Genomic DNA, 22,673 nt, shown 5'->3' with positions numbered 1-22,673 from the left:
GGCTGCTCGGCTCCTACAGTCAGGATCGATTACCTCACCGCCGAGGTACGGCCGAGTACTCCATCCTGTGGCAGGCGAGGTGGGCCGGCAATCGCAGCAGGGAGGCGGGCATGAGCAAAGACCTGATCGATCTCGTCAAGCAGGACCATCGGGAGATCGCGCGGCTGTTCGACCAGCTTGACCGGTACCGGCACCGCCGGCCCATGCTGCGCCCAGTCTTGTCCACCCTGCTGGTCGCGCACCACCGTGCCGAGGAGGACGTGATCTACCCGCGGGCACGCGACGCCGGTGGTGCGGAGGGAGTCGGCTGTAGACAGCGCGAACACCTCCGCACCGAAGACCTGCTTGTCAGGCTGGGACAGGTCGACCCCGACGACGCGGTCTTCGACAGCATCTTGACCGACATCGCCGACGGGACCGATCACCACTTCCGGCGCGAGGAGACCGAGATCCTGCCCGCCCTTCGTGACCGGCTCGCCGAGGATCAGCTGGTCGAGCTCGCGGGGCCGTTCATCCGCAGCCGGGAGCGCCACTTCGGCGAACGTCCTGGCGAGCGCCGGCTGACCGATCTGCACCGGCAAGCCGCCAACATCGGCCTGGCCGACTTCGCAGACCTGGCGAACAACGACCTGGCAGACCTCCTCCGCAAACTCGCCGACGAGTGAGTCAGCCCACGCCTGATGTTCCAGAACCGGGAGGAGGCCACGAGAGGTCCATCCGGCGAACCCGCCGTGGCGACTACGCATTCGGGGGATGCTTGCCCGCCGTACAGGTGGAACCGTTCGCGAAGAGGCCGCCGATCCCGGCAAGCCCTGACCATCGAGGTTGCCGAGGCATAAGCCGCCGGTAGCGGGAACGATCAGGAGCGAAGGTCGAAGCCGGATCCAGGTCGGAACGGAGCTGAGATGGTAGCCGCGCCGCAACTCGTCACATGTCCGAAGTGTCAGCGTCGCAACCAGGTCCCGGCGGCGGCGAAGGGCGCACCGCGCTGCGGCAACTGCCGCCTGCCGCTGCCGTGGGTTGTGGATGCCGGCGACGGCGACTTCGGTCAGATCGCCGACATCGCCACCGTGCCGGTGCTGGTGGACCTCTGGGTGCCCTGGTGCTCACCTTGGCGGTTCGTCAGCTCGGTGCTCGAGAAGCTGGCGATCGAGAAGGCCGGTGAGCTGAAGCTGGTGAAAGTCAACGCCGGCGACGCGCCCGCAGTGTCGCAGCGGTTCGAGACCCAGGCGAACTCCACCTTGATTCTGTTGAGCGGCGGGCAGATGGTCGCGCGGCACGCCGGCGCCGCGCCGGCCGCCGTACTGAGGCATTGGCTGGAGGATGCGCTGACCGGCCAGGTGGGTCGTGAACAGGGGTAGACCCGCACCTGGCACAGATCCGTCCGGTTGCGTCCCGCACCCCGGAGGGTTGCCGAGGGATCTGGCGGCCGCCTCGGCATAGCAGTAGCGGATCCGCTGTCAGAGCTACAGCAACAGGCCGAAGATGCGGAAGGCGTCTGCCCAGTGCGCTGTCTGCGGATTCTTGACCTCAGGGTCGATGACCTTGATGGTGCGAGCGAGCGCGACGCTCAGCCCTCCGACCACCTCGGGCAACCGAGATTCGGTCTCCTCGCTGACAGTCACGTCGAGCGGTGGCCATTTCGTCAGCTGCGCCAAGATCGGCTGCAGTTCGATCTCCTCGTCGACCTCGCGGAACACATGAATACTCTCCTGCAAGCCCTTGGTGATAGGTAGGTCGCGTGGCTGGAGGATGTCCCGGCCGTTCGCCTTCGCCGTGGCCTGGCCGATCATCAGGAGATCATGCAGTTTGTCGCTGACGAACTCGCTGTAGCGCTTGAGGTCGTCCTTGTCGACGTCCAGACCCGCCGTGGCGCGGAAGAAGCGCTCGAACCTGTGCACAGCCATGACAGTCATGGTGTCTCCTCTTGGTGTGGATGCTGGACGACCTGAGGGTTCGTCGAAGGCACGCCAACCTTCGCCATGCTGCCGCGACGAGATGCCCGCGTCACCACGCAAACGTGTAGAACAAGCGACCCCGATGTCTGCATAGGCGCGGTCGTTCAGTTCGCCCCATCAGATCTGTCCCAGTTCCTGGCCGGCCGCCGCTCGCTTGTCGCAGCTGGGGTCACGCGCCCGTCTGTGCTCGGGAAGCGGATCGGTACTGCGGATTCGACCACGTCGGCGCGTACCTTCGGCAGTGCGCCCGGGTGACGCTCTTGCACGAACCTCAGCAACTTCTCGCGTACCTCGCAGCGCAGATCCCAGTTGCTGGGCGCGTCTGCGGAGCTCACGAGCCCCCGGACGACCATCGTGGACGGAGTCGTGTCGACCACCTGCAGCACCCAGTCCAGGCCGTCCCACAACGGTGACTCCTGGACGAGGCGGTACATCTCGGCGCGGAGCTCCTCGACGGGAACGCTGAAGTCGACGTGCAACACGATGCTGCCGACCACCCGCGCCTCTTGCCGCGTCCAGTTCTGGAAAACGTTGGTCGTGAACCACGAGATCGGCAGGATGAGCCGACGGTTGTCCCAGGCGCGGACTACGACATAGGTCAGGGTGATCTCGTCGATGCGACCCCATTCATCGTTCACGACGACGACGTCGTCGATGCGGATCGGGTCGGTGAGCAGGATCTGCAGACCGGCCAGCAGGTTGCCGAGCGTCGTCTGCGCAGCGACACCGACCACGACGCTGAGCACACCTGCGGACACGAGGAAGCTCGCGCCGACGGAACGTGCCGAAGGGATGGTCATGACTGCCGTGGCGGCGGCCACTACGACCAGGATCGCGATTGTCATCCTGCGGATCAGGACGACCTGCGTTCGAATCTTGCGAGCTCGCCGGTTGTCGCTGATGCCGATGTCGAATCGCGCGACGGTGACGTCTTCGAAGACGCCGCTCAACTGAATGAGCAGCCGCAGGACGGCCGCGATCAGAACGAGGACGAGGACGTGCCGCCCGACCGGCACGAGTGTCCCGCCTGGCCCTGCGTACGGCAGCGCCAAGAGGATCGCGGCGACGATCAGAGTGATCCGGAACGTCCGTCTGCAACGCTGTTCGAGCGACAGCCACACCGTCGCCTCTGACCGCCGTATCCTGCGGCGTACGAATCGCTCCGTGGCAAATGCCGTCAGCCAGGCAACAGCCACCGCGATGATCAGCGTGAGCGCCGGCTGTCCGAAACCTCGATCCATGCTCAAGGCCCGCGACGAACGTGTGCCGTGAGACCACCCGTGAGACCGCTCTCGGCAGCTGCGGTCGCCGCGCGGGCGGACAGCGGCGTTGCGACTGCCTCCAGCGAGCGCTGTTCGGCATTGACGCCCCAGGCGAACTCGACGAGGCCACCGACGATCATCAGGATCGACGCGAGGGCGTAGCCGAGGAACACCCGTCCCCGATCGTCGCCGTCACCGATCAGCGTCGCGAACAGCCATGGTGCAACGACTCCGCCGACAAGCACTGCCAGGGCGAAGAAGAAGGAGATCGCCTGCGCCCGAAGTTCGATCGGGAAGATCTCGCTCACAGTCAGGTACGCCGATGACGCCGCGGCCGAGGCGAAGAAGAAGATGACGCACCACAAGATCGTCTGCGTGACCGCGGTGAGCGCGCCGTCGTTGAAGAGCCAGCCGGTGACCAACAGCAGCAGTCCGGACACGGCGTAGGTGCCGCCGACCATCACCCGCCGGCCGATCGTGTCGAAGTACTGGCCGAGAAGGATCGGTCCGAGCAGGTTGCCGACGGCGAACGGGAAGATGAAGTAGGCCACCGCGCCACCCCGGATGCCGTAGAAGTCGGCGAGGATCAACGCATAGGTGAAGAAGATCGCGTTGTAGAGGAAGGCCTGGGTGACCATGAGTGTCAGGCCGACCAGCGACCGGCGGCGGTAGTCCCGTAGCACCACACCCGCGAGCTCGCGGTAGTTGATCGCTCCCCGGGGGTCGATCATGATGACGCTGTCCTCGCCGACGGGTGGCACGTCGATGCCCTTCGCCTCGGTGTTTCGTTCGATCTCGCAGACGATGCGCTCTGCCTCGTCGACCCGCCCGTGGGTGAGCAGCCACCGCGGACTCTCCGGGAGGTGGCGCCGCAGTGGCCAGATCATCACGCCGATCAGGGGGCCGATGAGGAGAGCGATCCGCCAGCCGAGGTCAACGCCGAAGACGTTCTGGTTGAGGAAGGCGAGGTTCGCCGCCGCGCCGATCATCGCTCCCAGCCAGTAGGTTCCGTTGACGGCGAGGTCCGTTCGGCCGCGGTACTTCGCCGGAATCAGCTCGTCGATGGCTGAGTTGATCGCGGCGTACTCACCGCCGATGCCGGCTCCGGCGATGACCCGGGTCGCGGCGAAGAACAAGAAGTTCATCGACAACGCGGTGAGTGCGTTCCCGAGCAGGTACAGGCCGAGCGTCGCAAGGAAGAGCTTGCGGCGGCCGAGCTTGTCGGTCAGCCTGCCGAACAGCAGCGCACCGAACACCTCGCCGAGCAGATAGAGACTCGCCGCCAGCCCCACCTGCGAGGAGGAGAAGCCCAGGCTGTCCTGGTCGCGGAGACGGTCGGCGATCGTGCCGGCGATGGTGATCTCGATGCCGTCCAGCACCCAGGTGATACCGAGCGCGATGACCACCCGCCAGTGGAATCCGGTCCAGGGGAGCCGATCGAGACGGGCCGGCACACTGGTCCGGATCGGACCTGGCGCGGGCTGCACGTTTCCGGGATTCGTCATGGCAGGGACGCCGAATGCGCCTTCTCGGGCCGGGTCCTTCGCCAGGTGGCCCAGAGGGTGGCGATGCCCAGCAGCGCCACCAGAGCGAGGAAGCCGACGGACAGCACCGTGAACACGTGCACCTGTTCAGAGGTTGGCGACGGAGGATAGCCCATGGAGAGCAGCCGGTACTGCCACGGTGTACCGGTGAGCAGGAACGTCAGCGCGAGAGCGATGCTGTGGGTGTAGTCCCACAATGCGTGCAGCACCGAGACCCACAGATACATGAGCAGAACCACACGATTGAAGTGGAACCGACCTGCCCGCGCTTCCCGGAACAGCACTCCACCGAGGATCGCCGTCCACAGCCCGTGTCCGAACGGCGCCAGTACGCTCCGCAGCAGCTCGGTCTCGACAAGAGCAGTCAATGACAGGCCTTTGACGGTCAGCAACGCGTTGAACGCGTACCCGGCCGACTCGAACGCTGCAAACCCGAAGCCGACCGCGGCGCCGAGCACGAATCCGTCCCGGCCATGGCGCCGCGCCAAGTGGCGGGTGACGAAGATGAGCGCGCCGAGCTTGGCAGCCTCTTCGATCAGGCCGACGCCGAGGAACAACCACGGAGAGGGCTCCAGCAGGTAGGTCTCCAGCACGGCTGCCGCCAGCACGCCCAGCAGTCCGCCCACTACGAAGGCTTTGACGATGAGCTCGGCCGTGAGGTGCTCGTCCCGCCACCTTTCGAACGACCAGGCGACGAACGTGACGGGGATGAGAAAACTGCCGAGCAGGATCAGCGTAGGTACCAGGTTGGCGTTGGCGGTCAACAGCGTGACGACGAGGCAGGCGAGCCACAGTGTGAAGCCAGCGCCGAAAATCTGAGCCCACTCACGGCGGCCGCGTCGATGTGCCGATCTGCCGGTTGTAACGGCGGACATGCCGGTTCACGTCTTCCTGCGCATCCGGTCGTGGACATCGTCCACGACGAACGCGAGCCCGATGGCCAGCAGCCAGACATCTTTGGCGATCGGGATGCCCTGCTCAGTCGGGCGGAGACTGCCTTCCTGGCGCAGACCTGGGGTGCGCAGATACAGGCCGAGGAGGGCTCCGGAGAACGCGGTCAGGCCTGCGCCGACGAGAGCAGGCGGCACCATCGGGACCAGCAGTGCCGTGCCGAGTGCGATCTCTCCCGCCGAGAGCGCTGCCACGAACCAACGGGCATCGAGCCGGCGGAGGGCCGGATAGGCGCCTGCGGCGAATCCGTGGGTCTGCTTGGCGGCCGCGTCGTCCGCGCGGAGCTTGGCCAGGCCGGAATTGAGGACGAAGGCGCCCGCGCCGACCCGCAGCGGTACCTCCCAGGCCTTTACTTGCAGATCCACGGTCGCCTCCTGTCTCGGAGTGCCTCAGGTCAGGCGGGAGCGGTGATGGCGGGCTTGCGGTCCGCGCTCTCCTGCGTGACGCCGTTCTGTACGACGTCATCCTTCGTGCCGCCGCTCTCGGTGATCTGGAGCCTGCGCGGCTTTGCCTGTTCGGCGACCGGAACGACGAGCGTCAGCACTCCCTGGTCGTACGTCGCGGTGCTCCGACGGCACGGTTTTGAGTCTCGGCGAAGAGACTGGTGCCGTCATCCCGGAACCTTGTAGTCCACTACCCCTGGCCGTCACGTGGACGGCAAATTCGTCTGCCGCGAGATGAGGTAGTCTGCCGGGCATGCAATAGGTATCCGTGCCGAGTACCTATGCTCCAGCCATCAGGAGCCTGACCGGCGGCTGTTCGCCGGTAGAACGCGTGTCATCCCGGACCCAGAGAGATGCGTTCGTCCTATGCCTGATCGGCCTGTCTACAGCATCGGGGCCATCGTGCGGATGCTCGGCATCCCGGCGGCGACGCTGCGGACGTGGGAGGACCGGTACGGCGTCGTGGTGCCCGAGCGGAGTCCGGGCGGCCATCGCCTGTACTCGCGGTTGCAGGTCGAGCAGTTGCGCTTCGTCGGCGACCGATTATCGGACGGAATGGCCGCTAGCGACGCATACCGCCTGCTGCAGGGCCGCCTGGCCAGCGGCGTACCGCTGGAGCGTGCGAAGGTCCCGGGCGGCGACGGGCTGCTCGTCATGCTGGCCGAACAGGATCCGTTCGCTGCCGACTTCTCCGACTACTTCCTGCGGACGGAAGGATACGGCGTCACGGTTGTCTCCACGGCCGAGCAGGCCTTGGCTGAAGCCGTACGGAAGGTTCCCGATCTCGTACTGATCGATCTGCTGATCTCCGGCGCGCAGGGACTGCGGCTCTGTGCGCAGTTGAGACAGCAATTCGATGCTCCGGTGCTGGCGATCTCGACGCTCGATCTCCGGGACGCGGCGCTCGAGGCGGGCGCCGCCGCCTTTCTGAGGAAACCGCTGGAGCCACTGCGACTGGTGTCGGTCGTCCGGGATCTGCTGGGGCAAAGCGCCTACCTGCGGTCGGGGTCCACTTCGGATTCCAGCCCATGAACGACCGAATGACCTCTGGATCGGATCCGCTCGATGTCGTCCTCGGCGGCGGACTTTCCCGCGACGCGATCATCCTGGTGATGGGCGCCCCCGGCGCCGGCAAGACGATATTCGCGCAGCAATGGGTCTTCGCCAATGCCACCCCTGAACGGTCGGCCCTGTACCTGACCACGGTCTCCGAGCCACTGGAGAAGGTCCTCCGGTACGGTCAGACGCTGTCGTTCTTCGATCCGACTGCGGTCGGGCGCAGCGTGTGGTACGAGGACCTCGGGGGGACACTCCGCGACCACGGCCTGCCGGGAGTTCTCGAGCGCGTGCGCGAGCTCATCCGGGTCAGGCAGCCTGCGATGATCGTGATCGACAGTTTCAAGGCGATGCATCCCTACGCAGGCCGGACCGGTGCCTTTCGCCCGTTCCTCCACGATCTTGCCGGCATGCTGAGCGCTTTCCCGGTGACTTCGCTGTGGGTCGGGGAGTATCTGGAGGACGAGATCCAGCGCTCTCCCGAGTTCGCTGTGGCCGATGCGATCATCGCCCTGAACAGCGTTCATTCCGCCGAACGCACGTCCCGGGCTCTCCAGGTACACAAGCTCCGGGGCGGCGACTTCCTGGCGGGGAGGCATTCCTACCGCCTGTCCGAGGACGGCATCACGGTCTATCCCCGACTCGCGGACCCGGCGGACGCGAGGGACTACGAACTCCGCGGCGAGCGTGTTCCGTCCGGTATCCGGGCGCTCGACGACATGCTCAAGGACGGCTACTGGTCGGGGGCGTCGATCCTGGTGGCAGGACCTACCGGTATCGGGAAGACCCTGATGGGATTGCATTTCGTCTTCCACGCCGTCAACCAGGGTGAAGGCGCGATCATCGCGACGATGCAGGAGGATCCGTCGCAGCTGGAGCGAACGGCGTCGCAGTTCGGCTGGTCTGTGAAGACCGACAACCTGACACTCATGTACCGCAGCCCCGTCGACCTCAACGTCGACCAGTGGGTGTACGAGCTGCTCGACATGATCGAGACGACCGGTGCCAGCAGGGTTCTCCTGGACAGCGTCGCAGACCTGCAGGCTGCGGCACCTGATGAGATGCGCTTCAGGGAGTACCTGTACTCCTTGCTGCACAGGTCGTCGCGACAGAGCACGAGCCTGATGATGACCTATGAACTCCCTGAGCTGTTCGGGGTGTCGAAACTCTCGGACGTGGCTGCGTCGCACATGGCCGACAACGTCGTACTGCTGCAATACACAGGTGTCACCGCAAAGATGTCGCGCACGCTGACGGTGCTGAAGACACGAGCCACCGACCATCAGTCCGGGGTGAGGGAGTTCCAGATCACCGCCGACGGGATCATGCTCGTGTCCGCGCGGACCACTGAGTGACTTTGGGGCTGGCCAGAGTGCTCCGCAGGAGTAGTTGCCTTCCGCACTTCCTCGACAACCCTGGCGGTTCATCAGCTACCCGAGAAGGCTCCAGGTGTACTGCGACGCGCTCGATGAGTGAGAAGGAAAGGCTCCCATGTACACGCAAAGGCGTCCGGATGGTCGGCTTCGCGGTCGGTTGGGAGAGCTCAAGTCGGTTTCCTGCCTTCTCGAGTCCGTGGCGAGCGGGCACGGTGCGATCCTGCTGGTGGACGGTGCGCCGGGCATCGGTAAGACCCGACTTCTCTCCGCGGCCGAGGAGCGGGCAACTCACCATGGTTTCAGCCTCGCGAGCGCACATGCTGACGAGTTGCCGCGGCCACTGCCGCTGGCGCCGTTGTTCTCCGGACTGGACCTGGAGCCACCGGGCGAGCGACCTGCCCGGGCATCCGCCAGCCAGGGGCATATGCTCGCGTGTCTCGAAAAGTTGGCGGTTCACACCGGGAAGCTGGCCGCACGTGGGCCGGTCTTCATCACGTTGGATGATGTTCAATGGGCCGACGCGACGACCATCACGGCGTTGCGCGAGCTACCGACGTGGCTGGCGGAGTACCCCGTCGGTTGGGTTCTGGTGCGCCGGATGGGGATGCGGCAACCCTCGACAGAGTTGTTGTTCGGTGAGTGGGAGCACCTGGGAGCGTCTCGGATCGCACTCGGACCCCTGGCGGATGATGCCGTCGTTGACGTCATCGCCGACGTGCTGAGAGCGCGGCCGGACGGCCGCCTACTGGCCATGGCCCACGGTGCGGCGGGGAATCCGCTACTTGTCAGAGCACTCCTGGACGGACTGCACGACGAGGGCGGCGTCGCCATCGCCGGCGGCCGGGCACGGCTGCTGTCCGAGCAGCCACCAGGGCAGGTACGGGAAGTCGTCCACGACTGGCTCACGCGGCTCAGCCCCGGGGCGCGCCATCTCCTCGATGTCGCCGCGTCCTTGGATCGGTTGTTCGGCGTGGACGACTTGGCCGATGTCCTTGGGTGGTCGAACGAGCAAGTGCGGCCGGCTCTTCACGAGGTCGTGGCGGCGGACCTGCTCATCATCGTCGAGACCGATGTGCTGGCTTTCCACCACGATCTGGTCCGGCAGTCAGTGGCCGATGACGTTCCGGCGGGTGTGCGTCTCGCGCTGCGTGGTCAGGTAGCGCGGACGCGTCGGCTTTCCACGGCCCTGGCTGCGACCTTGAAGATCGACCGGCGCAGCGCAGCAGAAGGGGGCAGCGTGAAGGTGCGCCACCCACTGCAGTGGGCCGACGAATGTGCCGGGCCGCAGCGTGCCGTCGAGGCGTGGGACGCGCTGACCGGTACCGAGCGGACGGTGGCCGAGTTGGTGGCGCAAGGGCTGACCAATCGCGAGGTGGCGGCGCGCATCTTCCTCTCGCCGCACACCGTGTCGTTCCACCTGCGCAAGGTGTATCGCAAGCTCGGCATCCGAAGCCGCGTGGATCTGACCCGCGCGTCCGTCCACTGCGAACGCGATCGACGATCGGGCGCGATGACCTCACCGCCGACGCGCTGATGTAATGGGACGGTCGGCGCGGTTCGATGTCCGTAGTACGGCAACTTCCGGCATGCCGCACGGACCCTTGCACGGCCGGGAGACCGAGGTCCGCCGCCTCAGCGAATCCGTCATGGCGGCCGCGGCCGGCCACGGGAGCGCCGTCATCGTCGACGGTGCGGCGGGCCTGGGAAAGAGCCGGCTGGTCCTGGAGGCCGCGACCTGGGCGCGGCGCCTCGGGATCGCCGTAGCACCCGGCGTCGCCGACGAGCTGCCTCGGGCGTCGCCACTGGCACCGTTGCTCGAGGCAATGCGTGGCAGCAGTCCGCCGATCATCGGCGATGCGAAGCTCGATCCCGCGCACGTGCTGGACTATGGCGCCTTCTGGCTCATCGACCAGCTCGAGAGTGCGCTCAGGAGGACGACCACCCGTCAGCCTGTCCTGATCGCGCTGGACGACATGCAGTGGTCGGACTCCCTCACAGTGGTCGCAGTCAGAGCCCTGGCCGAGCGTCTGACGACCAGCCCGATCATGTGGCTTCTGAGCCGGCGTCCCTGGCCGTCCATGCCGACGTTGGACACCTTGATTTCCGACCTGGTCGGGGGCGGGGCGGTCCAGCTCCAGCTGGCGCCACTGCCGTCGGCGGCTGTGGCGCAGGTGGCCAGTGATCTGCTGGGTGCCGTACCGGAGAACGCGCTGCTGGGAATGCTGGACAAGTGCGCCGGCAACCCCTCCATGGTCGTGGATCTGCTCTCGACGCTCGCCGAAGACGACGAGCTGCTCATCGACGCGGGCTACGCCCGGCTTCTGCCCTCTCGGGAACAGCGGCTCCAGGGATGGCTCACGCAGGTGGGGCCGCTGACCCGGCAACTACTGAGCGTTGCGTCGATCTTCGGCCGAACCTTCGACGTGCCACCCGTCGCACAGGTTTTGCACTGCAAGGTTGCTGAGTTGTTGCCGTCGATCCAGGAGGCGCTCGGGGTGGGTCTGCTGGTGGAGGAGGGCGCGCAGTTGAGTTTCCAGCACGCCCTCATCCGCGAGACGGTCTATGGTGCGCTCCCGCCAGGTGCGCGGAACAGTCTGCACCGTGGGGCTGCTGACGCTTTACTCGCGACTGGCGGCTCGATCTCCGAGGTGGCAGCTCATGCGATCACCGGTGCTGAGCCCGGAGATGCCCATGCTGTCGGACTGCTGGTCCGTGCCTCCGACGAGGTCGCGGCCGATGCTCCAGGCACGGCGGGGGACCTGCGGCTGCGGGCTGTCGACCTGATGCCGGCCGCCGATGCTGACCGCCCACAGCGCGTCATGGAGGCGACGGGGCTGCTCTTCCGGGCAGGGCGGAGCGCGGAGGCCCAAACGCTCGCCGAGGTCGCGTTGCAGGGCTGCCTGCCAGTCGACGTCGAGGCGAGGCTTCGCTGCCAACTGGCCGACTCCCTCGGGATCGCGGGTTATTCGGCCTCCGCGCTGCACCACGCCACGGCCGCGCTCGGCCTCCAGGGCGTCGACGACTCGACGCGAGCACTGCTGTTCGCCGCAGCGTCGAAGGCGCATCTGATGGCCGGCGACGCCGCCGCGGCACTGTGGGCAGGCGAACAGGCGATCACCGTCGGCAGGACGCCGGTTCGCGTAGGCCGGGCTCTTCTCACGATGGGGGCTGCCGAGCGGGTACGCGGTCGCCTCATGAGATCGCTCGAGCTGGTCGATCAAGCCGTCGACCTGCTGGCCTCCGATGCGGCCGAGGCACATCGTCCTGAAACCTCTTGGACGCGGGGGCGCACGCTGCTGGCACTCGATCGTTTCGAGGAGGCGAAGGCCGCGTTCGATGCCGCGAGCCGGTGGGTGGGCGGGCCTGGAACGGAGTCGACGGACGTGCTCGGGTACACCTGCCGCGCCATGCTGCGGCTGCGCCGGGGCGAGCTGGACGATGCCGTTGCCGAAGGCAATGCAGGCCTGATCCGAGCCGACGAGCTGGAGTCGTGGACGCACGTACCCGAGTTGTGCGCCGTACTCGCGGAGGCCCACGCATATCGCGGCGAGTTCGGGCCGGCCCGCCGCCAGTTGCGGCGGGGGGTCAGCATGGTGTCTCAACCAAACAGCGTTGGGGCTCAGCGGCTGGCATGGGCGATGGCACTGCTCGACGAGACGGCCGGCGAGGACCCTTCGCGCGTGCTCGCAAATCTTGACTCGGTCTGTGATCAACTGCCGGATGGTCTGCAAGTACTCGCGTTCGATCCCATGGCAGGACCGTTCCTGGTGAGGCTGGCCACGCGAGCGAACGATGCCAAGCGCGCGGGTATGGCCGCCGAGGCGACGGAGTCCCTCGGTCGCGTCAACTGCGACGTGATCTCCTTCGACGCCGCGGCCACGCAGGCCGGCGGCCTGCTCGACGACGACGTCGACCGCCTGGTGGAGGCGGCGCGCGCATTCGAAGCGAGTCCCCGGCCTCTGGCCCGGGCACGTGCCGCCGAGGATGCCGCAGGGGGTCTGCTTCAGCGGCGTCGGCGTGCGGAGGCCGTTGAAGAACTCGAGTTGGCACTTGCCGGCTACGACGGCGCCGGCGCCGTCGTAGCCGCTCAGCGCGTCCGAGAACGGCTCGCGGATGTCACGAGCCCGGGAGGGGGACTGCCGACAGTCGGACAGCCCGCCTTCGGCTGGGCGAGCATTACGGCGGCTGAGCTCCGGGTCGCGCGACTTGCTGCCGCCGGACTCACCAACCGGGCCATCGCCGACGAGCTCGACCTGTCCCCGCACACGGTGGAGTCACACCTGCGGCACTCCTTTCGCAAACTCGACGTCCGGTCCCGAGTCGAACTGACCCGCGTCGTCCTGACCCGCGAACCGTCGATCGATGGATGAGCACGGGCGATCGCGCTCTACGCGGTCGCGGGATGCCGGCAGTTGAGGTGCTCGCCAAGATGAGGTGATCCCCTCTAGGCAGGAGTAGAGCTATGGAGCGGCAGGTTGTCGGACGAGAACTAGCCCCGCTGCTGATCGAGTTGGTAGATCTCGCACTGACCGCCAAGCAGGCTCATTGGAACGTCAGCGGCATGTGGTTCAGGCAACTCCACACGCAGCTCGACGAGCTCGCCGACGACGTCAGGCTCTGGTCCGACGACGTCGCCGAGCGTCTGACGACGATCGGCGTCGCCGCTGATGCGCGGGTTGAGACCGTTGCGTCGAGAACACCTTTCGCCAGCTTCCCCGGCGGCTCCGTCGACAGTACGAAAGTGGCACCACTCATTGTCGAGCGGCTGGGCAAGATCGTCGAGAACAACCAGACCAGGATCGAGAAGCTCGGCGCCGTCGACCTCGTCAGTCAGGAACTGGTCATCGGTATCACCGGCGGCCTGCAGAAGCAGGAATGGATGTTCGCCGCCGAGCAGCCCAGTCAGACGCCGACCCCTTGAACCAGGTACGGAGGGCCGTGGCTCGCGATTGACGGTGTGTCAGTCCCGTGTTGTCAGCCTCTGACACGGGACGACGCCGCGCGTCCCGGTTCCGCGCAGTCCTCGGCGCGAAGGGCGCGGTCGAGGTGCTGCTGGTACGCCGTTGCCGAGTACTGAGAGCTGGAAACCACCTGGATCAGGGATGTGCCGGCGGCGCCGTAGCGACAGTGTGGACGGGCCGACCCCGTCAGAAGGGATTTTCATGACCACGCCTCAGCAGACACCTGCCCTCATCCGCGGTCAGACCATCGCCACCTTCGCCAGTTACGCCGAGGCCCAGCGCGCGGTGGACTACCTGTCGGACAACGGCTTCCCGGTCGAGAACATCACGATCGTCGGCTCCGACCTGAAACAGGTCGAGCGGGTTGTCGGCCGGCTGACGAAATGGAAGGCAGCGCTGGCCGGTGCCGGGTCCGGCGCCTGGTTCGGCGCGCTGATCGGCCTGTTGCTGTCGCTGTTCGCAGAATCCGGCACCGGCGTAGTGGTGATCCTGCTCTGGGGCTTGCTCTACGGGGCGATCTTCGGAGCGGTCTTCGGATTCATCGCGCATCTGTTCACCTTCGGTGAGCGCGATTTCTCCACCTTCGGGATGACCGTGGCGACCCGGTACGACGTGTACTGCGTGCGGGAACACGCAGCCCGCGCCGCCGAGATGCTGATCCAGATGCCTACCCGTGGCACAGGGTGATCGGCTGGAGCGCCTGGCACCCCGAACCACATGTTCTGGGGATGTGCTGCCGGTCCCCGGGAGACCAGGTTGGGGTTTATCCCTGACAAGCCACACGAAGGCCCGGAGCACACAGGAGGCAGACCATGGCGAAAGCTGTCGGCATCGACCTGGGCACGACCAACTCAGTGATCGCGGCGATGGAGGGCGGCCAACCAACGGTCGTCCCGAACGCCGAGGGAGCCAGAACTACACCGTCCGTGGTGGCGTTCACGGACTCCGGCGAACGGCTGGTCGGCCAGCTGGCCCGCCGTCAGTCGGTACTCAACCCCAAGGGCACGATCACCTCGGCGAAACGGTTCATCGGCCGCAGGTTCGAGGAGGTCTCCTCCGAACTGTCCGCCGTCTCGTACGACGTGGTCGCCGGCCCGGACGGAGCGGTCAGGTTCAAGATCCGGGACAAGCTGCACGCGCCCGAGGAGATCTCCGCGCTGGTGCTGCGCAAACTGGTCGAGGACGCCGGCAAGTTCCTGGGGGAGAAGGTCACGGAAGCCGTCATCACGGTGCCCGCGTACTTCAACGACGCCCAACGCCAAGCCACCAAGGACGCGGGCCGCATCGCGGGCCTGGAGGTACTGCGGATCATCAACGAGCCGACCGCGGCGGCGCTCGCCTACGGTATGGACAAGCTGGAGAACGAGACGGTTCTGGTTTTCGATCTCGGCGGCGGCACGTTCGACGTCAGCGTGCTCACGGTCGGCGACGGTGTGGTCGAAGTCCGGGCCACAGCCGGTGACTCGCATCTGGGTGGCGACGACTTCGACCGCCGGATCGTCGACAAGCTGGCCGACGACTTCCAGCGCGAGGTGGGGGTCGACCTGCGCAACGATCCGCAGGCGTTGCAGCGGCTCTTCGAGGCCGCCGAGAAGGCGAAGGTCGAGCTCTCGTCGGTCACCCAGACGACGATCAGCCTGCCGTTCATCACGGCGAACGCGCAGGGTCCGCAGCATCTCAACACGACGCTGATGCGATCCACCTTCGAGCAGTTGACCGCCGACCTGATCGACCGGTGCCTGGGGCCGGTGGAGCAGGCGATGGCCGACGCCAAGACGACCGCGAACGAGATCGACGAGGTGATCCTGGTCGGCGGCTCGACCCGGATCCCGGCGGTGCAGGCCTTGGTCCGCCGGATGACCGGGGGCAAGGACCCCAACATGACGGTGAACCCGGACGAGGTGGTCGCTGTCGGCGCCGCCGTCCAGGCCGCGATCATCAAGGGCGAGGTCAAGGACGTGCTGCTGCTCGACGTTACCCCGCTGTCGCTGGGGCTCGAGACGATGGGCGGCGTGATGACGAAGGTGATCGAGCGCAACACCACCATCCCGGCCCGCCGGTCCGAGGTCTTCACCACCGCTGAGGACAACCAGACCGCAGTGGACGTGGTCGTCCTGCAAGGCGAGCGGGAGCTGGCGGCAGACAACCGGGTGCTGGCCCGCTTCCGGCTGGAGAACATCCGCCCGGCACCGCGCGGCGTACCGCAGATCGAGGTCACCTTCGACATCGATGCGAACGGCATCCTGCATGTGGCTGCCAAGGACAAGGACACTGGCGCGGAGCAGAAGGTCACGATCAGCGAGACCTCCAACCTGGACCAGTCCGAGGTCGAACGGATGGTCGCGGACGCCGAGGCGCACCGCAGCGATGACAGCCGGCTGCGTGAGCTGGTCGATGCGCGCAACACGCTGGACTCGGCCGCCTATCAGGTGGACAAGTTGCTCGCCGACCGCGGCGACGCGGTGGCCGAGCACGACCGGGCCCGGGCGGAGATGCTGGTCGGCGACGCGCGCGAGGCGCTGAAGGATCAGGAAGCGCCGCTGGAGCGACTGCGTTCGCTGACCGGGGAGTTGCAGCAGGTCGCGCAGGCGCTGAGCTCGAGCCCGCCGCCGCAGGACTCCAACGGTACGCCGCCGGCGGACGGTGGCGACGACGACGTCATCGACGCCGAGTTCTCGACGAGTTGATCGGCATGGCTGATCAAGAGACCAACACCGGTACGGCGCCGCCGGTCGAGGCGGATCTGGAGGAAGCCCGCGGGAAGGCCGCCGAGATGGAGGACAGGTGGCGGCGCACAGTGGCCGAGCTGGACAACTTCCGCAAGCGGGTCGCGCGGGAGGCCGGCCAGCAGCGGGAGACTGAACGGGCCCTGGTCGCCGCCAGTTGGCTGCCGGTCGTCGACAACCTGGAGCTGGCGTTGGAGCACGCCGACGCCGAGCACGACGCGATCGTCGAAGGTGTGCAGGCCGTGCGGGACCAGGCGCTCGGAGTACTTGCCGGACTCGGCTATCCCCGGTTCGACGACACCGGGAAATCCTTCGACCCCGGGCTGCACGAGGCGGTCGGCACTACGTCAGCTCCTGAGACACCGGCCGGCACGATCGTGCACGTCGTCAGGCCCCGGTACGGCGACGGGGCCCGGGTGCTTCGTCCGGCTGCCGTGGTGGTCGCCGCAGAGGAGCGCTGATGGCTGACAGGGATTTCTACAAGATCCTCGGGGTCTCCCGCGGCGCGAGCGCCGACGAGATCCAGAGCGCCTACCGTCGGCTGGCTCGCCAGTACCACCCGGACGTGAACAAGGACCCCGACGCGGAGGAACGCTTCAAGCAGGTCTCGGAGGCCTACGACGTACTGTCCGATCCGCAGCAGCGGAAGCGGTACGACGCATTCGGCGAAGACTTCCGGCGCGTCCCTCCGGACGTCGACCCCGACACGTACGCGCGTTCCCGCGCCGGTGCCGGTGCCGGCCGATCCCGGACGAGCGCCTGGGAGACCGGAGCGAGCCAATTCGATGCCGAGGGCATCGATCTGGACGACCTGCTCGGCGGGATGTTCGGCGGGCGAAGCCGGCGCGGATGGGGCCGGATCCCCGGCTCGGACCAGGAGGTCGAGCTGGAGCTGACTGTGGAGGAGGCCTACCGGGGCGGCAACCGGAAGCTGACCGTGCACGGTCCGACCGGGGCGGACCGGACCATCGACGTCAAGATCCCGGCCGGCGTGGTGAACGGTCAGCGGATCCGGCTCGCCGGCCAGGGCGGCCAGGGTTCCGGCGGCGCGGCCGCCGGAGACCTGTTTCTGGTCGTCCGGATCGCAGATCATCCGCGGTACCGGCTATCGGGCCGTGATCTCAGCGTCGACCTGCCGCTCGCCGCTTGGGAGGGCGCGCTGGGGGCCTCGGTGACTGTCGAGACGCCCGGCGGCGAGGCGACGGTGAAGGTGCCGAAGGGCAGTTCGACCGGACGCAGACTGCGGCTCAAGGGGCGCGGTCTGCCGAACCCGCGCGGGACGCCGGGCGACCTGTATGCCGAGGTCAGGCTGATGGTGCCCGACAGGCTCACCCGTGAGGAGAAGCGCCTGTTCGAGGAGTTGGCCGGTACGTCGAAGTTCGACCCGAGGAGGCGGTCATGAGCCATCAGCTGACCAGACCCAGCAGATTCGCGCTGGAGGACTTCGGCCGGCTGGCAGGAACACATCCGGAACTGCTCAAGAGGTTCGTCGCCCTTGGATTGCTCGAAGCCACGACCGACCGCAGCGGTGAGTTGTGGTTCAGCCCGTCGCAGCTGCGGCAGGTGGCCCGGATCCAGCGGCTGCGAGCCGGGTTCGCCCTGAACTATGCGGCGCTGGGTCTGGTGATGGATCTGCTGGACCGGATCGCCGTGTTGGAGGCGGAGCGCAGGCGCTTCGCCGGAAGAGGAGCCAGGACATGGATATGAACCGGCTGACGCAGAAGTCGCAGGAGGCTCTGCACGACGCTCAGACGAAGGCCCTGCGGTTCGGGCACAGTCAGATCGACGGTGAGCACTTGCTGCTGGCGCTGCTGGAGCAACCGGACGGTCTGGCCCCGAGACTCCTGGCGCAGGCCGGCGCGGATCCGGACGGGCTGCGGGACAGATTGGAACAGGAGCTGTCCCGGCGTCCCAAGGTCAGCGGTCCAGGCGCCGAGCCCGGCCAGGTGTTGATCACCCAGAGGTTGTCCCGGCTTCTTGACGCCGCGGACCGGGAGGCCAAGCGGCTCAAGGACGAGTACGTCTCGATCGAGCATCTGGTGATCGCGTTGCTGGACGAGGGCCGGCAGAGCACCTCCGGGCGGCTGCTCGCCGAGCAGGGGCTGACTCGCGACGGCTTCCTCTCGGCGCTGACCGCCGTCCGGGGGAACCAGCGGGTGACCTCGGCGATGCCGGAAGCCTCGTACGAGGCGTTGGAGAAGTACGGCCGGGACCTGGTCAAGGACGCGTCGGAGGGCCGGCTGGATCCGGTCATCGGCCGCGACAACGAGATCCGCCGCGTGGTGCAGATCCTGTCCCGCAAGACCAAGAACAACCCGGTGCTGATCGGCGACCCGGGCGTCGGCAAGACCGCGATCGTCGAGGGACTCGCGCAGCGGATCGCCAACGGCGACGTACCGGAGGGGTTGCGGGACCGAACTGTGTTCGCGCTCGACCTCGCTTCGCTGGTTGCCGGGGCCAAGTACCGCGGCGAGTTCGAGGAACGGTTCAAGGCCGTGCTCAACGAGGTGAAGGCGGCCGAGGGCGAGATCCTGTTGTTCGTCGACGAGTTGCACACTGTGGTGGGCGCGGGTGCGACCGAAGGCGCGATGGACGCGGGCAACATGCTGAAGCCGATGCTGGCCCGCGGCGAGCTGCACATGATCGGCGCCACCACACTGGACGAGTATCGGATGCACGTCGAGAAGGACGCGGCCCTGGAACGCCGGTTCCAGCCGGTGGTCGTCGACGAGCCGACGGTCGAGGATGCGATCTCGATCCTGCGCGGACTGCGCGAGCGGCTGGAGGTCTTCCACGGCGTGAAGATCCAGGACGCGGCGATGGTCGCGGCCGTGGTGCTCAGCCACCGGTACATCTCCGACCGGTTCCTGCCGGACAAGGCGATCGACCTGGTGGACGAGGCGTGCGCGATGCTGCGGACCGAGATCGACTCGATGCCGGCCGAGCTGGACGAGCTGACCCGGCGGGTCCGCCGGCTGGAGATCGAGGAGGCCGCGCTGGCCAAGGAGGAGGATGCCGCCAGCGGGCAGCGGCTGGACGAGCTGCGCAAGGAGTTGGCGGATCTACGGGCCGAGGCTGACGCGATGCACGCGCAGTGGGAGGCGGAACGGCAGGCGTTACGTAAGGTCCAGACGCTGCGGCAGGAGATGGAGCAGGTCCGGCAGGAGGCCGAGCAGGCCGAGCGCGACTACGACCTGAACCGGGCAGCCGAACTGCGCCACGGAAGACTACCGGAGCTCGAACGTCAACTCGCGGCCGAGGAGGAACGGCTTTCCAGCAAACAGCACGGCCAGCGGCTCTTGCGCGAGGTGGTGACCGAGGAGGAGATCGCCTCGATCGTGTCGCGCTGGACCGGCATCCCGGTCAGCCGCCTGCAGGAGGGCGAACGGGAGAAGCTGCTGCGGCTGGACGAGGTACTGCACGAGCGCCTGGTCGGTCAAGACGAGGCCGTCCAGTTGGTGGCGGATGCGATCGTCCGGGCCCGTTCGGGGATCAAGGATCCGCGCCGGCCGATCGGGTCGTTCATCTTCCTCGGGCCGACCGGGGTGGGAAAGACCGAGCTTGCGAAGACACTTGCGGCAGCGCTGTTCGACACCGAGGAGAACATCGTCCGGATCGACATGAGCGAATACCAGGAGCGGCACACGGTGAGCCGGCTGGTGGGAGCGCCACCTGGGTACGTCGGCTACGAGGAAGGTGGCCAGCTGACCGAGGCTGTGCGGCGCAAGCCGTACTCCGTGGTGCTGTTCGACGAGATCGAGAAGGCACATCCGGATGTCTTCAACACGCTGCTGCAGATCCTCGACGACGGCCGGCTGACCGACGCGCAGGGCCGGACGGTGGACATGCGCAACACCGTGATCATCATGACGTCGAACATCGGCTCGGCGTACCTGCTGGACGGCGTGACCGCGGACGGCCAGGTCAAGGAGGATGCGCGGGACGCCGTGATGGACGAGTTGCGGCGGCAGTTCCGGCCTGAGTTCCTCAACCGTGTCGACGAGATCGTGCTGTTCAAGCCGCTCACGATGGGTGAGATCGAGCGCATCGTCGATCTGATGTTCGACGACCTGCGGACGCGGCTGGCGGATCGCCGAATGACGCTCGAGGTCGAGCCGGAGGCGGCCCGGCACATCGCTGCTCAGGGCTTCGACCCGGTGTACGGCGCCCGCCCGTTGCGACGGTTCATCGCCCGCGAAGTAGAGACACGCATCGGTCGAGCTCTCCTCGGCGGCAACGTGCTGGACGGAGCGGTGATCCGGGTGACCGTCGAGGACGGCGACATCACCGTCACGCACGAGAACCCGGTGGAGGTGGCGGCATGAAGGTCGTGACCTGTCCGAATTGTCAGCGCCGCAACCGGGTGCCCGCCGCGGCGGAAGGCACCCCCCGGTGTGGTAATTGCCAGCGGCCACTGCCTTGGATCGTCGATGCCGGCGACAACGATTTCGCCGAAGTCGTGGAGCAGGCAAGCGTACCGGTGCTGGTCGACCTCTGGGCTCCATGGTGCGGACCCTGCCGAATGGTCAGTCCCGTGCTCGAGCAGCTCGCCACCGAGAAGGCGGGCCAGCTGAAGCTGGTCAAGGTCAACGCCGATGAGGCGCCGGGGCTGTCCCAGCGCTTCGACGTGAGATCCATTCCGACCCTGATGGTGTTCCGGCACGGCCAGGTGGTCGCCACGCAGATCGGCGCCGCCCAGGCGCCGACCCTGCGGCCATGGCTGGAAGGCGCAATGGCCAAGGAGCCCGCCCCGTGACCAGCGTGCCCGGACGGTCCCGATGAAGGAGACGCCCGACCTGTACGGCGCTTATCCCCGGCTGGAGGAATACCAACTGGCCGAGCTCACGCCGCTCGGCGAGCGGCGCACGACCAGTGCGGGCGAGGTGCTGCAGCAGGCGGGGGAGTCCTCGGACGAATTCATCGTCGTACTCGACGGGACGGTCGCCATCGTGCAGGACACGGCCGAGCCGGAGCGGGTCATCGCCGTCCACGGGCCGCACCGGTTCCTCGGCGAGATCGGCATGCTGACCGGACAGCAGTGCTTCCTCAGCGCGGTCGCACAGGAGCCGGGCGAAGTGCTTGCCGTAGCGCTCGACCAGCTGAGGGAGCTGGTACCGCGGGATCCGCAGCTGGCCGATCTGATCCTGCGGGCGTTCCTGATCCGCCGGTCGCTCCAGCTGACCCTTGGCGCCGGTTTCGCGATCATCGGGTCCCGGTTCTCGGCCGACACCCGTCGGCTGCGCGATTTCGCGGCGCGCAACCGGCTGCCACATCACTGGATCGATCTGGAGAACGACGCGGAGGCCGAGCGCCTGCTGCGCGAACTCGGGCTCGACCGGGACGATACCCCGGTGGTGATCTGGCGGGGCCAGGTGCTGCGAAACCCGGACAACGAGCGCCTGGCCGCCGCGGTAGGTCTGCGCCGTACGACGCCGGTGCGGTCGGTGTGCGACCTGATCGTGGTCGGCGCGGGTCCGGCCGGTCTCGCGGCCGCGGTGTACGGCGCCTCAGAAGGACTGGCCACTGTGGTCCTGGACTCCGTCGCCACTGGGGGCCAGGCGGGCACTTCGTCGAGGATCGAGAACTACCTGGGTTTCCCGGCGGGCATCAGTGGTGCGGAACTGGCCGACCGCGCCGAGATCCAGGCCAGGCGTTTCGGTGCCGATTTCTTGGTGCCCGCGACCGCCGTGGCGCTCCAGGAACGGGACGGGCACCACGTAGTCCAGCTGGAGAACGAAGCACGCATCAGCGGCCGGGCGGTGCTGATCGCGTCCGGCGTCCGCTACCGAAAACTTGATGTGCCAGGACTGGACGACGTCACTTCGACCAGCGTGTACTACGCGGCGACCGAACTCGAGGCGAACCTGTGCCGGCACGACCCTGTGGTCGTCGTCGGAGGCGGCAACTCCGCCGGACAGGCCGCGGTGTTCCTCGCCCAGCACGCTGCCCAGGTGGTGCTGGTCGTCCGGAGCAACGAACTCGGGCAGGACATGTCCCGCTACCTGGCCGACCGGATCGAGCGGACCGAGAGGATCGCCGTACTGGTGCACAGTGAACTGCGTGAGGTCCGCGGTGAGCGGATGCTGGACGACGTCGTGGTGGAGGACTTGAAGACGGGGCAGCGCCACGTCGAACCGGCCAAGGCCCTGTTCGTCTTCATCGGCAGTCTCCCGCACGTGCGCTGGCTGAGCGACCAGATCGTCCTGGACGATCGTGGCTTCGTCGTCACCGGAAGCCAGCTGCCAGGCGGGCGGCAGTTGCTCGAGACCAGCAGGACGGGGGTCTTCGCCGCCGGCGACGTCCGAAGCGGGGCGGTACGACGAGTGGCCGCCGCTGTGGGGGAAGGCGCCCTTGCCGTCCGGATGGTGCACGAGCATCTTGACCACTACCTGTAGC

Annotated in this window: 21 protein-coding genes; 15 read left to right on the top strand and 6 right to left on the bottom strand. The window is 67.2% G+C overall.

Annotated features, from left to right (window positions below; genetic code table 11):
• Positions 1 to 110 precede the first annotated feature (110 nt).
• Positions 111 to 665 carry a hemerythrin domain-containing protein gene (locus tag E0H45_RS21305; protein ID WP_131339841.1) on the top strand — a complete coding sequence of 185 codons (555 nt, stop codon included), beginning with the start codon at positions 111 to 113 and terminating at the stop codon, positions 663 to 665.
• Between the two features lie 240 nt (positions 666 to 905).
• Positions 906 to 1,361, top strand: a complete 456-nt coding sequence (locus E0H45_RS21300; protein WP_131339839.1) for a thioredoxin family protein — start codon at positions 906 to 908, stop codon at positions 1,359 to 1,361.
• Between the two features lie 105 nt (positions 1,362 to 1,466).
• On the opposite strand, the gene E0H45_RS21295 is transcribed toward E0H45_RS21300, so the two are convergent.
• From E0H45_RS21295 to E0H45_RS42935, 6 genes are all read right to left on the bottom strand, one after another.
• Positions 1,467 to 1,916: a DUF1931 family protein gene (locus E0H45_RS21295; protein ID WP_131339837.1), complete on the bottom strand. Its 450-nt coding sequence runs from the start codon at positions 1,914 to 1,916 to the stop codon at positions 1,467 to 1,469.
• 146 nt (positions 1,917 to 2,062) lie between these two features.
• Positions 2,063 to 3,199, bottom strand: a complete 1,137-nt coding sequence (locus tag E0H45_RS21290; RefSeq protein ID WP_131339835.1) for a mechanosensitive ion channel family protein — start codon at positions 3,197 to 3,199, stop codon at positions 2,063 to 2,065.
• 2 nt (positions 3,200 to 3,201) lie between these two features.
• Positions 3,202 to 4,725, bottom strand: coding sequence for an MFS transporter (locus E0H45_RS21285; protein WP_131339834.1), 1,524 nt, complete (start codon positions 4,723 to 4,725; stop codon positions 3,202 to 3,204).
• Positions 4,722 to 5,528, bottom strand: coding sequence for a PrsW family intramembrane metalloprotease (locus E0H45_RS21280; protein WP_202872423.1), 807 nt, complete (start codon positions 5,526 to 5,528; stop codon positions 4,722 to 4,724). The genes E0H45_RS21285 and E0H45_RS21280 overlap by 4 nt, the downstream gene beginning before the upstream one ends.
• A gap of 117 nt (positions 5,529 to 5,645) precedes the next feature.
• A complete protein-coding gene (locus E0H45_RS21275; protein ID WP_131339830.1) occupies positions 5,646 to 6,080 on the bottom strand; it encodes a hypothetical protein in 435 nt (144 codons plus the stop codon).
• Between the two features lie 29 nt (positions 6,081 to 6,109).
• Positions 6,110 to 6,259, bottom strand: coding sequence for a hypothetical protein (locus E0H45_RS42935; protein ID WP_202872422.1), 150 nt, complete (start codon positions 6,257 to 6,259; stop codon positions 6,110 to 6,112).
• Between the two features lie 265 nt (positions 6,260 to 6,524).
• Here E0H45_RS42935 and E0H45_RS21265 point away from each other — a divergent pair, with 265 nt between their 5' ends.
• From E0H45_RS21265 to E0H45_RS21205, 13 genes are all read left to right on the top strand, one after another.
• Entirely contained in the window at positions 6,525 to 7,190 is a 666-nt protein-coding gene (locus E0H45_RS21265) for a response regulator (RefSeq protein ID WP_131339828.1), read from the top strand.
• A complete protein-coding gene (locus tag E0H45_RS21260) occupies positions 7,187 to 8,569 on the top strand; it encodes a DUF7125 family protein (protein WP_131339826.1) in 1,383 nt (460 codons plus the stop codon). Before E0H45_RS21265 ends, E0H45_RS21260 begins: the two co-directional genes overlap by 4 nt.
• A 136-nt stretch (positions 8,570 to 8,705) precedes the next feature.
• Positions 8,706 to 10,124, top strand: a complete 1,419-nt coding sequence (locus E0H45_RS21255) for a helix-turn-helix transcriptional regulator (RefSeq protein ID WP_131339824.1) — start codon at positions 8,706 to 8,708, stop codon at positions 10,122 to 10,124.
• Positions 10,125 to 10,176: 52 nt separating this feature from the next.
• A complete protein-coding gene (locus tag E0H45_RS21250; protein ID WP_165546531.1) occupies positions 10,177 to 12,960 on the top strand; it encodes an ATP-binding protein in 2,784 nt (927 codons plus the stop codon).
• Positions 12,961 to 13,052: 92 nt separating this feature from the next.
• Entirely contained in the window at positions 13,053 to 13,511 is a 459-nt protein-coding gene (locus tag E0H45_RS21245) for a Dps family protein (protein ID WP_131339820.1), read from the top strand.
• Positions 13,512 to 13,752: 241 nt separating this feature from the next.
• On the top strand, positions 13,753 to 14,238 hold the full coding sequence (locus tag E0H45_RS21240; RefSeq protein WP_131339818.1) for a YflT domain-containing protein: 486 nt from the start codon (positions 13,753 to 13,755) through the stop codon (positions 14,236 to 14,238).
• Between the two features lie 125 nt (positions 14,239 to 14,363).
• Complete coding sequence (gene dnaK, locus E0H45_RS21235) at positions 14,364 to 16,238, top strand: molecular chaperone DnaK (protein WP_131339816.1); 1,875 nt, start codon at positions 14,364 to 14,366, stop codon at positions 16,236 to 16,238.
• Positions 16,239 to 16,243: 5 nt separating this feature from the next.
• On the top strand, positions 16,244 to 16,738 hold the full coding sequence (locus tag E0H45_RS21230) for a nucleotide exchange factor GrpE (protein WP_131339814.1): 495 nt from the start codon (positions 16,244 to 16,246) through the stop codon (positions 16,736 to 16,738).
• Positions 16,738 to 17,679 carry a DnaJ C-terminal domain-containing protein gene (locus E0H45_RS21225; RefSeq protein WP_131339812.1) on the top strand — a complete coding sequence of 314 codons (942 nt, stop codon included), beginning with the start codon at positions 16,738 to 16,740 and terminating at the stop codon, positions 17,677 to 17,679. The genes E0H45_RS21230 and E0H45_RS21225 overlap by 1 nt, the downstream gene beginning before the upstream one ends.
• Positions 17,676 to 17,984 carry a chaperone modulator CbpM gene (locus E0H45_RS21220; RefSeq protein ID WP_131339810.1) on the top strand — a complete coding sequence of 103 codons (309 nt, stop codon included), beginning with the start codon at positions 17,676 to 17,678 and terminating at the stop codon, positions 17,982 to 17,984. Before E0H45_RS21225 ends, E0H45_RS21220 begins: the two co-directional genes overlap by 4 nt.
• Positions 17,975 to 20,602 (top strand): ATP-dependent chaperone ClpB, encoded by a 2,628-nt coding sequence (gene clpB / locus E0H45_RS21215; RefSeq protein ID WP_131339808.1) that lies wholly within the window; start codon positions 17,975 to 17,977, stop codon positions 20,600 to 20,602. The genes E0H45_RS21220 and clpB overlap by 10 nt, the downstream gene beginning before the upstream one ends.
• Positions 20,599 to 21,033, top strand: a complete 435-nt coding sequence (trxA, locus tag E0H45_RS21210; RefSeq protein ID WP_131339806.1) for a thioredoxin — start codon at positions 20,599 to 20,601, stop codon at positions 21,031 to 21,033. Before clpB ends, trxA begins: the two co-directional genes overlap by 4 nt.
• A 22-nt stretch (positions 21,034 to 21,055) precedes the next feature.
• The gene (locus tag E0H45_RS21205; protein WP_131339804.1) at positions 21,056 to 22,672 is read left to right on the top strand and encodes an FAD-dependent oxidoreductase; all 1,617 of its coding nucleotides are present in this window, start codon (positions 21,056 to 21,058) and stop codon (positions 22,670 to 22,672) included.
• Position 22,673 lies beyond the last annotated feature (1 nt).

This window comes from Kribbella soli, from assembly GCF_004331345.1.
GTDB lineage: Bacteria > Actinomycetota > Actinomycetes > Propionibacteriales > Kribbellaceae > Kribbella > Kribbella soli.
The sequence above is the reverse complement of the archived record's forward strand: the minus strand, read 5'-3'. Positions and strand labels throughout refer to the sequence as shown.

Bases quoted from the DNA above. Each gene is read 5' to 3' on its own strand.
- E0H45_RS21290 (WP_131339835.1), bottom strand. From the start codon at position 3,199: ATGGATCGAGGTTTCGGACAGCCGGCGCTCACGCTGATCATCGCGGTG.
- E0H45_RS21250 (WP_165546531.1), top strand. From the start codon at position 10,177: ATGCCGCACGGACCCTTGCACGGCCGGGAGACCGAGGTCCGCCGCCTC.
- trxA (WP_131339806.1), top strand. From the start codon at position 20,599: ATGAAGGTCGTGACCTGTCCGAATTGTCAGCGCCGCAACCGGGTGCCC.
- E0H45_RS21230 (WP_131339814.1), top strand. From the start codon at position 16,244: ATGGCTGATCAAGAGACCAACACCGGTACGGCGCCGCCGGTCGAGGCG.
- E0H45_RS21225 (WP_131339812.1), top strand. From the start codon at position 16,738: ATGGCTGACAGGGATTTCTACAAGATCCTCGGGGTCTCCCGCGGCGCG.
- E0H45_RS21260 (WP_131339826.1), top strand. From the start codon at position 7,187: ATGAACGACCGAATGACCTCTGGATCGGATCCGCTCGATGTCGTCCTC.
- E0H45_RS21295 (WP_131339837.1), bottom strand. From the start codon at position 1,916: ATGACTGTCATGGCTGTGCACAGGTTCGAGCGCTTCTTCCGCGCCACG.
- dnaK (WP_131339816.1), top strand. From the start codon at position 14,364: ATGGCGAAAGCTGTCGGCATCGACCTGGGCACGACCAACTCAGTGATC.
- E0H45_RS21255 (WP_131339824.1), top strand. From the start codon at position 8,706: ATGTACACGCAAAGGCGTCCGGATGGTCGGCTTCGCGGTCGGTTGGGA.
- E0H45_RS21300 (WP_131339839.1), top strand. From the start codon at position 906: ATGGTAGCCGCGCCGCAACTCGTCACATGTCCGAAGTGTCAGCGTCGC.
- E0H45_RS21305 (WP_131339841.1), top strand. From the start codon at position 111: ATGAGCAAAGACCTGATCGATCTCGTCAAGCAGGACCATCGGGAGATC.
- E0H45_RS21265 (WP_131339828.1), top strand. From the start codon at position 6,525: ATGCCTGATCGGCCTGTCTACAGCATCGGGGCCATCGTGCGGATGCTC.
- E0H45_RS21245 (WP_131339820.1), top strand. From the start codon at position 13,053: ATGGAGCGGCAGGTTGTCGGACGAGAACTAGCCCCGCTGCTGATCGAG.
- E0H45_RS21205 (WP_131339804.1), top strand. From the start codon at position 21,056: ATGAAGGAGACGCCCGACCTGTACGGCGCTTATCCCCGGCTGGAGGAA.
- clpB (WP_131339808.1), top strand. From the start codon at position 17,975: ATGGATATGAACCGGCTGACGCAGAAGTCGCAGGAGGCTCTGCACGAC.
- E0H45_RS21240 (WP_131339818.1), top strand. From the start codon at position 13,753: ATGACCACGCCTCAGCAGACACCTGCCCTCATCCGCGGTCAGACCATC.
- E0H45_RS21220 (WP_131339810.1), top strand. From the start codon at position 17,676: ATGAGCCATCAGCTGACCAGACCCAGCAGATTCGCGCTGGAGGACTTC.
- E0H45_RS21285 (WP_131339834.1), bottom strand. From the start codon at position 4,725: ATGACGAATCCCGGAAACGTGCAGCCCGCGCCAGGTCCGATCCGGACC.